Origin of the sequence: Kitasatospora sp. NPDC059812 (assembly GCF_042732075.1) — a bacterium.
Lineage (GTDB): Bacteria > Actinomycetota > Actinomycetes > Streptomycetales > Streptomycetaceae > Kitasatospora.
In genome coordinates this window covers 21,897-35,636 of record NZ_JBHWIO010000088.1, presented here as the reverse complement: position 1 = coordinate 35,636, position 13,740 = coordinate 21,897, and the positions used below count along the sequence as shown (strand labels likewise).

The window sequence follows — 13,740 nt, the reverse complement described above, 5'->3', positions numbered from 1 at the left end:
TTGGGTGCGCGTTTTGCCCCCTTTTTCACCTTTTTGCGGCGGGTGTTTTTCAACCCCCCCCCCCCCCCCCGCGGGCCGCCCCCCCCCCCGGGGGGGGGGGGGGCCCGTCGAGTCTGTTTTCGCCCCACCCACGAGCCCGTGGTGTGGGTTCTCCCGCAGCTGGCCTTCGAGGCAGTTGCTGCCAACGCGGGTAGCTCAGCTGTTGATGCCGGGTGCGACCTCGCGGGTCATACGGAGGTTGGGCAGCCTTCCTTGCCAGAGCTCTCGCTCACCCGTGGCCTTGAATCCGTGGCGCTGGTAGAAGCGGACCGCGCTGTCGTTGTAGTCGGTGGCCCATAGGCATATGGGTGCGGATCCGGCCCAGGTGAGGAACTCGGTCATCATGCGGCCACCGAGCCCCCGGCCCTGGACGTGTTCCAGCAGATACATCGGTCCGAGAGTGACCACCTCGCCGCGGCGCCCGCAGAGAACGCCCACGATCTCGGTTTCAGAACGGAGAACACGGCAGAACAGCAGATCCGGCTCCTGGTTCGCTGTCTCGATGAACTCCCGCCACTGGTTGATGCCTTCCGTGGTAGCTGACGAGCCGCGATGCTCACGGATCCAGTCCTCGTCGATCCCCACCTCCGGGTTGGGGTATGTCTGCAGCCAAGCCCTCAGCAGCAACGGCCCCAGCTGCGCGGAGTCGCCCGGACGAGCAGCTTCGATCACGTAGGTCATGGCAACGATCCTCGTCGATCATCCACCGCTTCAGGCCGCCCAGTCATCCCTGCGACGAACTTCTGATGGATGCCACCGCCGACGACTTCCTGTTCGCCGGGGAGACTGCCTGACCGGGACTGACCCATGCTTACGGACCTTGCCGTACCGCGCCGGGTCGTATCCGGGATCGCCGAGTTCAACCGTGGCGGCCTGCCCGCACCGGCCGCCACGGACGACGGCACCCATTGGACCTACGGAGGCGGCCCGCTCAGAGCCGCATGAGCCCGGCGGCGGTCGGCCGGAATCCGCACTGGCCGTAGAAGGACTCCAGGTGCGGTTCGTAGTCGACGTGCAGCCACTGGGCACCGCGTGCCCTCGCCTCGTCGGCGGCCGCCCTCACCAGCCGGGTCCCGAGCCCCTGCCCGCGCTCATCCGGGTGCACGGTGGTGTCCAGGACGAAGGCGTGCACACCGCCGTCGCCGACGACGTTGACGAATCCGACCAGCCGGTTCCCCCGGCGCGCCGCGATCCAGGCGAGACTGCGGGCCAGCATCGGCGCGAAGGAGGTCGGCTTGTGATCCGGCCACGACGCGCCGAACAGCTCGTTGAGTTCGGTATCCGTCAGCTCGGGACACACTGCCAACATCCCGTCATCGGCCCACGACGCATCACTGGTCACCATGCAAGGCAGCCTGCCATGCATCCACGGCTGTGATCGCCGCTCCATTCCTCGCCCGGGACCTCGAAGGCGGTGGCCCAGCGCGCGTGATCGTCGGCAGCGCCGGGCCGAGCTGGACGCAGGAAGTCGGCCCCGCCGACTTCCTGCGCCTGGGCCCTCGCGCCAAGGGCGAGCACCGGCGTCGGCCACCGCACCGCGCGCCGCGGCCGGCCGCCGCGTTCGCCCGCCCAACCCTGTGATGTGATCGTTCTGTTGACGTACTACCAACAGGAGCTGACCATGTCCTCACCCCTGCCCACCGCCGTCCGTCTGACCGTCGGCCGGCACACCTTCGACGGGCTGGCCGCCGGGCCCGCCGACGGGGAACTCGTGCTGCTGCTGCACGGGTTCCCCGAGTTCGCCGACTGCTGGAGCGCCGAGCTGACCGCGCTGGCCGCGGCCGGCTACCGCGCGGTGGCGGTGGACCAACGCGGCTACTCCCCCGACGCCCGCCCCGCGGACATCGCGGACTACTCCGTCGAGCTGCTGGTCGCGGACGCGCTGGGCTTCGCCGACGCCCTGGACGCGCCACGCTTCCACCTGGTCGCCCACGACTGGGGCGGCCTCGTCGCCTGGGCGCTGGCCTCCACCCACCCGGAGCGGCTGCACAGCCTGACCGTGCTCTCCACCCCGCACCCCGAGGCGCTCTACGAGGCCCTCAACAACGACAGCGACCAGCGCGAACGCTCCCAGTACATCAGGGAGTTCCGCCTGCCGGAACACGTGGCCGAGCAGGCCATGCTGGCCGACGACGCGGCCAGGCTGCGCGCGATCTACCGGGGCGCGCTGCCGACGGACCAGGCCGAGTCCAACGTCCGACGGCTGACCGAGCCGGGCGTGCTGACGGCCGGGCTCAACTGGTACCGGGCGATCAACGAGGAACTCCGGGTGCCGGCCGGCGAGATCACCGTCCGCACGCTCTTCGTCTGGGGCACCGAGGACCGCGCCCTGGGCCGCGACGCCGCCGACCTGACGGCCAAGCACGTCAGCGCCCCGTACCGGTTCGTCGCACTGGAGGGCGCCACCCACTGGCTGCCGGAGGCCGACGCCGAGCGGATCGTGCCGCTGCTCCTGGAGCACCTCGCGGGCTGATCCGGAGCGGTATTCCCGGCGCGCCGCCCCACCGGCGCGCCGGCTTCGCCGCCCTCAGGCCGCCCTCAGCCCGGTCTCAGCCCGCCCTCGGCGTGTTCCGGGATCGCGCCCAGCTCTCCGCCTGCTCCGGGTCCCACAGGAAGCGGGCGCCGAAATCCTTCTCCTCGCCGGGTCCCGCCTCCGTCAACGCACGCACCAGCGCCGGGCTGTAGACGGCATGGACCCGGAAGTTCACCAGGAACCGACTCTTGATCACGATCCGCACGTAGCGGCGGCTGTTGCCCCGATGACGTCCGGCCACGATGACGCAGTCACCGCCGTCGCCCAGCCCCCCTGCACCAGAAGTCGGCCCCGCCGACTTCCTGCGTTCCCCCCGCCACCGGCCCGGCCTGAGCTGCTCTGCTCCCGCAACCGTTCGGGGTGCGGGCCGTACCTGCCGATCGGCAGGGGCAGCCCGATGAACTTGCGCTGGGCATTCGTGAGTTGCCCACGCGTCACGACCAGTGTGCTGCCGGGTTCCGCCCCCCACGAAGAAGGCGATACCCACGCCTGATCGCGACGCCACACGGATCTAGAGGCGGCAGCTGATCTCCATTCCGTCCTCCACGGGGAACGTGACGCTCTGGTAGCCGTTGCGGGGCTCGCGGACGTAGTCGAGGTAGGGCGCGAGGGCCTCCAGGTCGACGTCGTCGGCGACGACGAGGGTGCCGGGCGCGAGGCGGGGTTCGAGGAGCCGCAGAACGGGCAGGCACAGGTCCTTCCAGCCGTCGAGGAGGACGAAGTCGGCGGAGCCGTCGACTGCGGCGAGGGTGTCGCGGGCGTCTCCTTCGAGGACGGTGATCAGGTCGTCCAGTCCCGTCTCGGCGAACGTCCGGCGGGCGGCCGCGGCCTTGGCGGCGCTCAGTTCCGTACTGATCACCCGGCCCGTCCCGTTGTCGCGCACCGCGGCGGCGAGATGGAGCGTGGAGATGCCGAAGGACGTGCCGAACTCGACGACGGTGGCGGGGCGGGTGGCCCGGATCAGGTTGTAGAGGAGGCGGCCACCCTGGGCCGAGATCGGCATGTACACCTCGGCGTTGGCGTCAGCCTGCTCCTGCGGGCCGAGGGGCGCGGAGCCCTGGGGCCGCGCCGCCCGGATCCGCTTGCTGGTCGCCTCGTCCTGCTCGGCATGCCGGAACATCCGGTCGAGGGCGGTGGCGACGCGGGGGTCTTCGAGGGTGTTGGTGGGTGTCATGGACCTAGACTAGACGCACCGTTGCGTTGCGTCTAGCGATTCTGGCCTACCCTGGCCCCAGGAGGCAGACATGGAACGAGGAAGTACGGCCGCCGCGGCGGCCGCGCCACAACCGGCGGCACGCCACCACGGCAACCGGCACGGCCGCAGCGAACAGGCCCGGCAGGCAGTACTGGAGGCGGCCGACGACCTTCTGGTCGAGAAGGGCTTCACCGGCGTCACCATCGAGGGCATCGCCGCCCGGGCGGGCGTCGCCAAGCAGACCGTCTACCGCTGGTGGAAGACCAAGACCGACATCCTCCTGGACGCCTTCCTCCAGGACGCGGCCGAAGCCCTGACCCCGCCGGACCACGGCGACCTGGCCCCGGACCTGCGCGCCCACCTGCGCCAACTGGCCCTGTTCCTCACCCGGTCCGACGCGGGCGCCGTCTTCAAGGCCCTCATCGGGCACGCCCAGCACGATCCCGCGTTCGCCGCCGCCCTGCGGTCCGGGTACCTCGACGAACAGCGCCGACGCGACCGGCTCCCGCTGGAACGCGCGGTGGAACGCGGCCAGCTCGCCGCCGGACTCGACATGGCGGCGGAGATCGACCAACTCGTGGGACCGCTCTACCACCGCGTCCTGGTGACGGCGGAACCCGTGGACGAGGCTTTCACCGACCGCCTCGTCGAGGCGTTCCTGCACCGCGCGGGCGTAGCGGACTCAGCGGAGTAGCGGAGTAGCCGACGCAGGGGAGACGGTGAGCAGCCGACTCCCGGGCACCGGCGGGACCGCCGAGCAGGTGGCCGCGCTCAGTGCCGAGTGGTTGCGGCGTACTGGTCCGACGACAACGCGAACACCCGCACTCGCCGACCGCCGGCGGGACTGACGGTCTCACGGGCCAGCCGCATCCCCAGTTTGGTCATGATCCGTTCGGAGGCATCGTTGCCCACTTGGGTGATGCTGACGATCCGCTCCAGCCCTCGCTCCTCGAACCCGAACCGCACAGCGGCCGCAGCGGCCTCGGTGGCCAGGCCCCGCCCCCAGTGGGGACGTCCCAGCCGCCAGCCGACCTCGACCGCCGGCAGCACCTCCGGCAGGAAGCCGGGGACCGAAAGGCCGGTGAACCCGGCCAGCTCGCCCGTGGACCGGATCTCCACGGCGAACAGGCCGAAGCCCTGCGCCTCCCACTCGCTCTCCCAGGCCTGGATCCCGCCGCGGGTCTGCTGTTCGTCACGGACGCTGCCGTCACGGATCCACCGCATGACCTCGGGGTCGGCATTGACGGCGGCCATGGGCGCGACGTCCTCCTCGCGCCAGCGACGCAGGATCAGACGCGGAGTCTCAAGCGTGACCATCGAACCATTCTGGATCACCAAGGGGCTCTCCGCCATCCGCCGATCGTCGTGCCCACTGCGCAACGGACCGGCAGATCGTAGCGGGGGGGGGGGGGGCGGGGCCGCCGCGCGGGCGGGGCCACGCGCCCCCCCCCCCGGCCCGCCGCCGGGGGCCGGCGGCGCCCCCTCGGGGGCACCCCCCCCGCGGGCCTGGTGCGCGCCCCTCCCCCCCGCGCGGGTCATCCTCGGGGCGGGGCCCCGGCCCCCCGGCGGGGCCGGCCCCCGCCGAGTACCGCACCGCGCCGCCGTATCAGTGCGCGGCGGCCTCCCAGTTGGCGCCGACGCCCACCGAGACGTCCAGCGGGGCGCGCAGCGGGTAGGCACCGGCCATCTGCTCGCGGACGATCGCCTCGACCTGCTCGCGCTCGCCCGGGGTCAGCTCCAGCACGATTTCGTCGTGCACCTGGAGCAGCATCCGGGAGGTGAGGCCGGCGGCGCGCAGCGCCTCGTCCACCCGCAGCATGGCGATCTTGACGATGTCGGCGGCCGAGCCCTGGATCGGGGCGTTGAGGGCCATCCGCTCCGCCATCTCGCGGCGCTGGCGGTTGTCGCTGTTGAGGTCCGGCAGGTAGCGGCGGCGCCCGAGCAGCGTCTCGGTGTAACCGGTGGCTCGGGCCTCGTCGACGACCCGGCGCAGGTAGTCGCGGACGCCGCCGAAGCGCTCGAAGTAGGTGTCCATCAGGCCCTGGGCCTCGCCGGGCTTGATGCCGAGCTGCTGCGAGAGCCCGTACGCGGACAGCCCGTAGGCGAGGCCGTAGGACATCGCCTTGATCTTGCGGCGCATCTCGGCGTCCACCGCGGTGCCCGGGACCTCGAAGACCTGGGAGGCGACGGTGGTGTGCAGGTCCTCGCCGGTGGCGAAGGCCTCCAACAGGGCCTCGTCCTCGGAGAGGTGGGCCATGATGCGCAGTTCGATCTGCGAGTAGTCGGCGGTGAGCAGCGACTCGTAGTCCTCGCCGACGACGAAGGCGCGGCGGATGGCGCGGCCCTCCTCGGTGCGGACGGGGATGTTCTGCAGGTTCGGGTCCTGCGAGGAGAGCCGGCCGGTGGCGGCGACCATCTGGTTGAAGGTGGTGTGGATGCGGCCCTTGGGCGAGACCGTCTTGAGCAGGCCCTCGACGGTGGTGCGCAGCTTGGCCTGGTCGCGGTGGCGCAGCAGGATGACCGGCAGTTCGTTGTCGGTCTGGGTGGCGAGCCAGGTGAGCGCGTCGGCGTCGGTGGTGTAGCCGGTCTTGATCTTCTTGGTCTTGGGGAGGGCGAGCTCGCCGAAGAGGATCTCCTGGAGCTGCTTGGGCGAGCCGAGGTTGAACTCGCGCCCGGCGGCGGCGTGCGCCTCCTCGACCACGCGCTGGATCTCGGTGGCGAACTGCGCCTCCAGGCTGGTGAGCCAGGGGCGGTCGGCGGCGATGCCGGTGCGCTCCATCCGGGCCAGCAGGGCGGCGATCGGCAGCTCCATGTCGCGCAGCAGCCCGGTGGCGCCGACCTCGGCGAGGCGGGTGTCGAAGAGCGCGGCGAGGTCGAGGACGGCGCGGGCCTGGAGCATGAGCGCCTGGGCGCCCGCTGCCGGGTCCTCCTCCGGGGCGTCGAAGGCGAGTTGGCCGTCCTCGGTGGCGGGGGCGGGGGTGAGCGAGCGGGCCAGGTACTCCTCGGCGAGCACCTCCAGGGTGAAGGTGCGGCGGCCGGGCTTCTCCAGGTAGGCGGCGAGGGCGGTGTCGGCGACGACGCCCTCGATGGCCCAGCCGCGCTCGGCGAAGGCCCGCATGACCTGCTTGGCGATGTGCAGGGCCTTGGGGGCGGCCGGGTCGGCGAGCCAGGCGGCGAAGGCCCGCTCGTCCTCCTCGGCGAGCTGCGCCGGGTCGAACCAGGCGGCGGATTCCCCTGCGGCCAGGGCGACTTCGGCGACCTCGCCGGTGCCGAGCGCCCACTGGTAGACGGCGGCGAGGGCGACGGGGGCCTTGGTGTCGGCGGCGTGCTCGCGCAGCCAGCCGGCCAGCGTGCCCGGGTCGGTGAGCAGTTCGCCGTCGACCTCGACGCCGGGGGCGAGTTCGGCCGCGGCCTCCTCCTCGCCGGCGGCCGGGTCGATGCCGTGGACGCGGTCGCGGAAGTTGGCGTTGCGGAACTCCAGCGACTCCATCAGCGTGCCGACGGCGGCCTTGTCGAACGGCGCGCGGGCCAGGTCGCCGACGCCGAGCGGGAGTTCGACGTCGCGGACGAGCTCGGTGAGGACGCGGTTGCGCTTGACCGAGTCGAGGTGTTCGCGCAGCTTCTCGCCGATCTTGCCCTTCACCTCGTCGGCGCGGGAGACGAGTTCGTCGAAGGAGCCGAACTGGTTGACCCACTTGGCGGCGGTCTTCTCGCCGACGCCGGGGATGCCGGGCAGGTTGTCGGACGGGTCGCCGCGCAGGGCGGCGAGGTCCGGGTACTGGCGCGGGGTGACGCCGTACTTCTCGGCGACCTTCTCCGGGGTGTAGCGGGTGAGCTCGGAGACGCCCTTGGTCGGGTAGAGGACGGTGATGTGGTCGGTGACCAGCTGGAGGGAGTCGCGGTCGCCGGTGACGATGTCGACGTCGTAGCCGGCCGCCTCGGCGGCGGTGGCCAGGGTGGCGATGATGTCGTCGGCCTCGAAGCCCTCGGCCGTCAGCCGGGGGACGTTCATCGCGTCGAGCAGTTCGCCGATCAGGGGGACCTGGCTGCGGAACTCGTCCGGCGTCTTGGCGCGGTTGGCCTTGTAGTCGGGGAACTCGACGGAGCGGAAGGTCTGCCGGGAGAGGTCGAAGGCGACGGCGAGGTGGGTGGGCTGCTCGTCCCGGACGGTGTTGGCGAGCATCGAGGCGAAGCCGTAGACCGCGTTGGTGGGCTGGCCGGTGGAGGTGTTGAAGTTCTCCACGGGCAGGGCGTAGAAGGCCCGGTAGGCCATCGAGTGCCCGTCGAGCAGCATCAGCCGGGGCCGCGGGCCGGCCCCGCCGCCACCCGTCGCGCCCTTGTCCGTACTCTGCGTAGCCACGTCAACGTCCCGTTCCTGCCGATTCCACTACCGGCCACCGATCCTATGGCCCGGCACCGACAAAAGGGGCGCCGTGCCGATCGGACGCCGTGCCGGTCGAGCGCCGTGCCGGTCGGACGCGGGGCGCGGGCAGCGGGGGCCGCGGCGCCCGGGGCGCCCATTGACGCGCCCCGGCCCCGGACACGGCCGCTACCGCCGAGTAGGACGGTCGTACGATCACAGGCAGCACGATGACGATCCCCGAGCGGCAGGAGTTCCCCATGACCGACGCGGCCCCCGACGCGGCCCCCGTCCTGAAGGTCCCGCAGGACGTGCTGGACCACTTCGCCAAGCTCGGCGTCGATCCGCAGACCTTCTCCGGCGGCGCCCTCGGCGAGAAGCTCGGCATCCGGATCGTCGAGGCCTCCGGCGACCGGGTGGTCGGCACCATGCCGGTGGAGGGCAACCAGCAGCCGTACGGGCTGCTGCACGGCGGCGCGTCGGCGGCGCTGGCCGAGACGCTGGGCTCGATCGGCGCGATGCTGCACGCGGGCCCCGGCCGGTACGCGGTCGGGGTGGACCTCAACGCCACCCACCACCGCTCGGCCACCTCCGGGCTGGTCACCGGGGTGGCGACGGCGGTGTTCAAGGGCCGCACCGCCGCCACGTACGAGATCGCGATCACCGACGACACCGGCAAGCGGGTCACCAGTTGCCGGCTGACCTGCATGCTGCGCGACCTCTGACCCCGCGCCGGGACTCTTCCCGGTGCCGACGGATCATCAAATCCCTTGGCCGCCCCCTTGTTTGACCTTCCGCCACCCTGGGCAGGCGTTGGTCTGGACAAGGGGGCGGCGGCATGTCCGGGCGCGGCCGACGCGGCAGCATGCCCGGAATCCGCGCAGGTGACTCTGCGTAACAGGCAGAAAATCCGAGCAATGGCCCGCTCCGAGGCCCGCAGGCAGCCCGGGGCTCCTTCGCCATGCCCTCGCTGTCCGAAATACGAACGATCATGACCGGAACAAGTGAATCGGACATGAGTGTCCGACTATCGGCCAGGCCAGCTGCAACCCCCATTTCTGGCCCTTACATTGCCCCAACAGCCCCTAAACGCCCTACATCGGCGGATCGGTCGCGCCAAAACGACCACATGCTGAGACAACTGCTCTGTGTGCTCATAACAAGAGAATCACAGCCTCGCCACACCACTGCCCGAGTCGCCCAGAGGCATCTAGAGTCACGGCCAGTCACCGCGCCAACGGATTGGGCCCGGCCCTCCGCGCATCCCGGCTCCCGCCAACTCAGGCGCGGCGCCTCCCGAACCGAAGGGGACCCTCGTGCGTCACCGTTCCGCAATTGTCGTGAGCATTGCCGTGATCGGCGCCCTGAGCCTCAGCGCGTGCGGCTCCCGCGACGACAAGAAGTCCGCCGACGGAGGCAGCGGCAACAGCGGCTCCACCACCACCGTCACCATCGGCATCGACGCCCCGCTCACCGGCGACCTCTCCGCCATCGGCATCGGCATCCGCAACTCCGTCGACCTCGCGGTCAAGAAGGCCAACGAACAGAACGAGGTCCCCGGCGTCAAGTTCCAGGTCAAGGCCCTGGACGACACCGCCAAGCCCGGCCCCGGCCAGCAGAACGCCACCCAGCTCGTCGCCGACAACAGCGTCCTCGGCGTCGTCGGCCCGCTCAACTCCAGCGTCGCCCAGTCGATGCAGCAGATCTTCAACGACGCCAACCTCGTCGAGATCTCCCCCGCCAACACCGGCGTCGCCCTCAGCCAGGGCGAGAAGTGGGTCACCGGCGAGAAGAAGCGCCCCTTCAAGACCTACTTCCGCACCGCCACCACCGACGCCGTCCAGGGCCCCTTCGCCGCACAGTTCCTCGCCAAGGACGCCAAGAAGTCCAAGGTCTTCCTCATCGACGACCAGAAGACCTACGGCGCCGGCCTCGCCGCCACCTTCAAGGCCGAATTCACCAAGCAGGGCGGCAACATCGTCGGCGAGGAGCACGTCAACCCCGACGACCGCGACTTCTCCGCCATCGTCACCAAGGTCAAGACCTCCGGCGCCGAAGCCGTCTACTACGGCGGCGAGTACCCCGCCGCCGGCCCGCTCTCCCTCCAGCTCAAGGACGCCGGCGTCAACATCCCGCTGATGGGCGGCGACGGCATGCAGAGCGCCGACTTCATCAAGCTCAACCCCAAGAGCGCCGGCGACTACGCCACCGCCGTCGGCGGCGCCGTCGAACAACTCCCCACCGCCGCCAAGTTCATCGCCGACTACAAGGCCGCCGGCTACAAGGACCCCTACGAGACCTACGGCGGCTACTCCTACGACAGCGGCTGGGCCATCATCCAGGCCGTCAAGGCCGTCGCCGCCGCCAACAACGGCAAGCTGCCCGCCAACCCGCGCGCCGCCGTCGTCGACGCCGTCCAGAAGGTCTCCTTCGACGGCGTCACCGGCAAGGTCTCCTTCGACGAGTTCGGCGACACCACCAACAAGCAACTCACCGTCTACACCGTCAAGGACGGCAAGTGGACCGTGGAGAAGACCGGCACCTTCAGCGGCTGAACCTCCAACGGCTGAACCTCAGCGGCCGAGCCCTCGACGACTGAACCTTCAGCGTCTGAACCTCAACGGCTGAGCCGGCCCGCACCACCATCCAGCAGCACAGCGCGCGGGGGCGCCACGAGTGCCCCCGCGCGCCCCCACATCCACCACCCACACGGACACCCCGAACGCACTACGGAGGCCCAGCGGTGCACGACCTACCGCAGCAGCTGGCCAACGGCCTGATCCTCGGCGCCCTCTACGGACTCGTCGCGATCGGCTACACGATGGTCTACGGCATCGTCCAGCTCATCAACTTCGCCCACGGCGAGATCGTCATGGTCGGCGGCTTCGGCGCCCTGACCGCCTACCTCGCCCTCCCCGGCGGCACCACCCTGTGGCTGGCCCTGCCGCTCATGCTGATCGCCGGCATCCTGGTCTCCACCCTCACCGCCGTCGCCGCCGAGCGCTTCGCCTACCGGCCCCTGCGCAACGCCCCCCGACTCGCCCCCCTCATCACCGCGATCGGGCTGTCCATCTTCCTCCAGCAACTCGTCTTCTCCTTCTACCCCGACGCCAAGAAGGCCCGGGTCTTCCCCAAGATCCCCGGCGACCCCTTCAGCCTCGGCTCCGTCACCATCCAGCGCAGCGACCTCTTCCTGCTCATCGCCGCCCCGCTGTGCATGCTCGCCCTCGGCTGGTTCGTCACCCGCACCCGCTCCGGCCGCGCCATGCAGGCCACCAGCCAGGACCCCGACACCGCCAAGCTCATGGGCATCGACACCGACCGCATCATCGTCATGGCCTTCGCCATCGGCGCCGCGTTCGCCGCCGTCGCCGCCGTCGCCTACGGACTGCGCAGCGGCCAGGTCGACTTCCGCATGGGCTTCATCCTCGGCCTCAAGGCCTTCACCGCCGCCGTCCTCGGCGGCATCGGCAACATCTACGGAGCCATGCTCGGCGGCATCGCCCTCGGCCTCGCCGAAAGCCTCGCCACCGGCTACATCCAGCACCTGCCCGGCATGCACCTCTTCGGAGGCGGCGCCTGGAAGGACGTCTGGGCCTTCGTACTCCTCATCCTCGTGCTCCTCGTCCGGCCCCAGGGCCTGCTCGGCGAGCGCGTCGCGGACAGGGCGTGACCACCATGACCACCACCACCGAAACCACCCCGGTCATCCCCCTCCCGGCCCGCGCCGCCACCGCCCTCACCGGCCTCGGCGCCCTCACCACCGCCGCCTCCGCCGCCCTCCCCTGGACCTGGACCTCCGACTTCCCCGGCGACCTCACCTACACCGGCTCCCCCGCCGGCCTCCAATGGCTCGCCCTCGCCGCCGGACTCCTCACCCTCCTCCTGCTCCTCGCCACCCACGGCACCCCCGGCCTGCGCTGGGCCGCCCCCAGCCGCAGCCACAACGCCGTCCTCTACGCCGCCACCGGCGCCCTCGCCGTCAGCGTCTTCTCCGTCGCCGCCATCGCCACCGAACTCGGCGGCCTCGCCAACCTCGAAGCCGGCGGCTGGATCCTCGCCGCCGGCGGCCTCCTCACCGTCATCGGCGCCCTCGGCCTGCCCCTCGACCGCCGCACCCGCGTCCCGCTGCGCATCCTCGACAGGCGCCTCTTCCTGCTCGTCCCCGTCGCCCCCGCCGGCTGGTTCGCCGCCCACGCCATCCCCGGCGACCAGCCCGTCGCCCCCGTGATGACCGCCCTCGCGGGCGCCCTCGCCATCGCCGCCGGCGTCGTCCTGCTCCTCCAGCTCGGCCACCTCGCCCACACCTGGCTGCGCCTGGGCACCGTCGACCGGCCGTTGCCCGCGCCGCGCCAACTCCCCTCCTGGGCCGAAGTCCTGACCATCGTCCTGGCCTTCGGCCTCGGACTGTTCACGATCACCTTCGGCATCGACACCGAGTACGGCGAACTCTTCATCGGCTACCTGCTGCTCGCCGCCCTCGTCGTCCCCGCCCTCACCCGGTCCGGCCTGCTCGCCCGGCTGCGCGCCCTGACCGTCAAGCACCGCCCCGTCACCACCGGCGCCGCCTTCGCCGCCGCCGCCAGCTTCCCCTTCACCCAGACCAGCGACCAGTACACCTCCGTCGCCACCAACATCCTGATCTTCGCCACCGTCGCCCTCGGCCTCAACATCGTCGTCGGCCTCGCCGGCCTGCTCGACCTCGGCTACGTCGCCTTCCTCGGCGTCGGCGCCTACGCCGCCGCCCTGGTCTCCGGCTCCCCCGCCTCCCCCATCCACGTCCAGTTCCCGTTCTGGGCCGCGATGCTCACCGGCGCCGCCGTCTCCATGGTCTTCGGCGTCCTCATCGGCGCCCCCACGCTGCGCCTGCGCGGCGACTACCTCGCCATCGTCACCCTCGGCTTCGGCGAGATCTTCCGCATCACCATGCTCAACCTCAACGGCACCACCGGCCCCAAGGTCACCAACGGCTCCAACGGCATCCCCCGGATCCCCGACCTGGAGATCCTCGGCTTCGACCTCGGCAAGCCGCACACCGTCGCCGGCATCGAACTCGGCCGCTTCTCCAACTACTACCTGCTGATGCTCCTCGTCACCGCCCTGGTCGTGCTCGTCTTCGCCCGGGTCGGCAACTCCCGCATCGGCCGCGCCTGGGTCGCCATCCGCGAGGACGAGACCGCCGCCGAAGCCATGGGCATCAACGGCTTCCGCCTCAAGCTCCTCGCCTTCGCCCTCGGCGCCTGCCTCGCCGGCCTCGCCGGCACCGTCCAGGCCCACGTCAGCTACACCGTCACCCCCGACCAGTACACCTTCGCCGAGGCCCTCCCGCCCAACTCCGCGTTCCTGCTCGCCGCCGTCATCCTCGGCGGCATGGGCACCATCAGCGGGCCCCTCGCCGGCGCCACCCTCCTCTTCCTCATCCCCAAGAAGCTCGAATTCCTCTCCGACTACCAGCTGCTCGCCTTCGGCGCCGCCCTGATCATCCTGATGCGCGTCCGCCCCGAAGGCCTCATCCCCAACCGGCGCCGCCAACTGGAGTTCCACGAGGCCGCCATCCCGGCCCAGCCCGCCGGCGACGGCGCCGCACTCACCAAGGCAGGGGCGTGACCACCC

12 protein-coding genes are annotated in these 13,740 nt (G+C 71.2%); 6 read left to right on the top strand and 6 right to left on the bottom strand.

Annotated elements, in window-relative coordinates:
* Window positions 1-195 precede the first annotated feature (195 nt).
* Both ACFV6D_RS31730 and ACFV6D_RS31725 read right to left on the bottom strand, forming a co-directional pair.
* A complete protein-coding gene (locus ACFV6D_RS31730) occupies window positions 196-720 on the bottom strand; it encodes a GNAT family N-acetyltransferase (RefSeq protein WP_380562194.1) in 525 nt (174 codons plus the stop codon).
* Window positions 721-970: 250 nt separating this feature from the next.
* Complete coding sequence (locus ACFV6D_RS31725; protein WP_380562192.1) at window positions 971-1,384, bottom strand: GNAT family N-acetyltransferase; 414 nt, start codon at window positions 1,382-1,384, stop codon at window positions 971-973.
* Window positions 1,385-1,633: 249 nt separating this feature from the next.
* On the opposite strand from ACFV6D_RS31725, the gene ACFV6D_RS31720 reads away from it, so the two are divergent.
* Window positions 1,634-2,512, top strand: a complete 879-nt coding sequence (locus ACFV6D_RS31720; RefSeq protein ID WP_380562190.1) for an alpha/beta fold hydrolase — start codon at window positions 1,634-1,636, stop codon at window positions 2,510-2,512.
* Window positions 2,513-2,588: 76 nt separating this feature from the next.
* Here the strand turns inward: ACFV6D_RS31720 and ACFV6D_RS31715 are convergent, their stop codons facing one another.
* Window positions 2,589-2,813, bottom strand: coding sequence for a hypothetical protein (locus ACFV6D_RS31715; RefSeq protein ID WP_380491538.1), 225 nt, complete (start codon window positions 2,811-2,813; stop codon window positions 2,589-2,591).
* A 270-nt stretch (window positions 2,814-3,083) separates the two neighbouring features.
* Window positions 3,084-3,746: an O-methyltransferase gene (locus tag ACFV6D_RS31710; protein ID WP_380491540.1), complete on the bottom strand. Its 663-nt coding sequence runs from the start codon at window positions 3,744-3,746 to the stop codon at window positions 3,084-3,086.
* 70 nt (window positions 3,747-3,816) lie between these two features.
* Between ACFV6D_RS31710 and ACFV6D_RS31705 the strand changes: the two genes are divergently transcribed.
* Complete coding sequence (locus ACFV6D_RS31705) at window positions 3,817-4,461, top strand: TetR/AcrR family transcriptional regulator (protein WP_380491541.1); 645 nt, start codon at window positions 3,817-3,819, stop codon at window positions 4,459-4,461.
* Between the two features lie 77 nt (window positions 4,462-4,538).
* On the opposite strand, the gene ACFV6D_RS31700 is transcribed toward ACFV6D_RS31705, so the two are convergent.
* Together ACFV6D_RS31700 and polA are read right to left on the bottom strand one after the other, a co-directional pair.
* On the bottom strand, window positions 4,539-5,084 hold the full coding sequence (locus tag ACFV6D_RS31700) for a GNAT family N-acetyltransferase (protein ID WP_380562204.1): 546 nt from the start codon (window positions 5,082-5,084) through the stop codon (window positions 4,539-4,541).
* Between the two features lie 289 nt (window positions 5,085-5,373).
* A complete protein-coding gene (polA, locus tag ACFV6D_RS31695) occupies window positions 5,374-8,061 on the bottom strand; it encodes a DNA polymerase I (RefSeq protein ID WP_063351036.1) in 2,688 nt (895 codons plus the stop codon).
* A gap of 326 nt (window positions 8,062-8,387) precedes the next feature.
* Between polA and ACFV6D_RS31690 the strand changes: the two genes are divergently transcribed.
* The 4 genes from ACFV6D_RS31690 to ACFV6D_RS31675 all read left to right on the top strand — a co-directional run bounded on the left by ACFV6D_RS31690 (window position 8,388) and on the right by ACFV6D_RS31675 (window position 13,734).
* On the top strand, window positions 8,388-8,852 hold the full coding sequence (locus ACFV6D_RS31690) for a hotdog fold thioesterase (RefSeq protein ID WP_363368771.1): 465 nt from the start codon (window positions 8,388-8,390) through the stop codon (window positions 8,850-8,852).
* Window positions 8,853-9,443: 591 nt separating this feature from the next.
* Window positions 9,444-10,682, top strand: coding sequence for a branched-chain amino acid ABC transporter substrate-binding protein (locus ACFV6D_RS31685; protein ID WP_063347148.1), 1,239 nt, complete (start codon window positions 9,444-9,446; stop codon window positions 10,680-10,682).
* Window positions 10,683-10,870: 188 nt separating this feature from the next.
* Entirely contained in the window at window positions 10,871-11,800 is a 930-nt protein-coding gene (locus ACFV6D_RS31680; protein ID WP_063347149.1) for a branched-chain amino acid ABC transporter permease, read from the top strand.
* Between the two features lie 5 nt (window positions 11,801-11,805).
* On the top strand, window positions 11,806-13,734 hold the full coding sequence (locus ACFV6D_RS31675) for a branched-chain amino acid ABC transporter permease (protein ID WP_063351038.1): 1,929 nt from the start codon (window positions 11,806-11,808) through the stop codon (window positions 13,732-13,734).
* Window positions 13,735-13,740 lie beyond the last annotated feature (6 nt).

Coding starts and splice junctions, on each gene's coding strand:
- ACFV6D_RS31730 (WP_380562194.1), bottom strand. CDS start 720: ATGACCTACGTGATCGAAGCTGCTCGTCCGGGCGACTCCGCGCAGCTG.
- ACFV6D_RS31725 (WP_380562192.1), bottom strand. CDS start 1,384: ATGGTGACCAGTGATGCGTCGTGGGCCGATGACGGGATGTTGGCAGTG.
- ACFV6D_RS31710 (WP_380491540.1), bottom strand. CDS start 3,746: ATGACACCCACCAACACCCTCGAAGACCCCCGCGTCGCCACCGCCCTC.
- ACFV6D_RS31705 (WP_380491541.1), top strand. CDS start 3,817: ATGGAACGAGGAAGTACGGCCGCCGCGGCGGCCGCGCCACAACCGGCG.
- ACFV6D_RS31700 (WP_380562204.1), bottom strand. CDS start 5,084: ATGGTCACGCTTGAGACTCCGCGTCTGATCCTGCGTCGCTGGCGCGAG.
- polA (WP_063351036.1), bottom strand. CDS start 8,061: ATGCTGCTCGACGGGCACTCGATGGCCTACCGGGCCTTCTACGCCCTG.
- ACFV6D_RS31690 (WP_363368771.1), top strand. CDS start 8,388: ATGACCGACGCGGCCCCCGACGCGGCCCCCGTCCTGAAGGTCCCGCAG.
- ACFV6D_RS31675 (WP_063351038.1), top strand. CDS start 11,806: ATGACCACCACCACCGAAACCACCCCGGTCATCCCCCTCCCGGCCCGC.